1 pseudogene is annotated in these 660 nt (G+C 77.3%); it reads right to left on the bottom strand.

The features are described from left to right. A pseudogene (locus V7E46_RS33675) lies at positions 1-660 on the bottom strand (hypothetical protein); the annotation flags it as partial.

Genomic DNA, 660 nt, shown 5'->3' on the forward strand with positions numbered 1-660 from the left:
GGGGCTGGCCGTCGGGCCGGCCGACGCGGAGGGCGTGGTGGGGGCCGGAGCCGGGGCCGGGGTTCGCGCAGCGGTGGCTGTCGGGGCGGGCTTCACCGCGGCGGCGGTGTCGCCCTTGTCGTTGCCGGTCGCCACGGCGGTGACGGTGACCGCACCCGCGACGATCACGACCGCCGCGATGACGGCGATGATCTTGGCCCGCCCGCCGAAACGGCGTCCCGCGGGGATGGGTTGCACGGGCGGTGCGGGCGGAGCCGGCGGAGCGGCGGCCGGCAGGACCTCGGCGGGCGGTGCCAGCAACCGGTTGACGAGCAGCGCCAGTCCGTGCTGCCCGCGCCGCTCCCAGTCCTCGCCGTAGGCCGTGACGGCGACCGTCTCCAGCTCGGCCGCGAAATCCGCCGCGCTCTGCGGCTGTTGGGCCGGGTCCTCGGCCAATCCCCTGTTGAGCAACGGCTGTACGGGCTCGGGGGCGGGTACGTCCGCCGCGCCGGTGAGGCTCTGGTGGAAGGCGGCTGTCGCCGCGTGGATGTCGGAGGCCGGGGTCGGCGCGGTCGATGTGGTCGGCAGGGGCGCGGGTGTGGCGGGGGTTGCCTGGGTCGCGGGCGTCGCTGAGGCCTCGGCTGCCGCGGGGGGCGTAGGCGTCGCGGGGGTGGCTGGCGT

Source organism: Streptomyces sp. IBSBF 2435 (assembly GCF_036815005.1).
GTDB lineage: Bacteria > Actinomycetota > Actinomycetes > Streptomycetales > Streptomycetaceae > Actinacidiphila.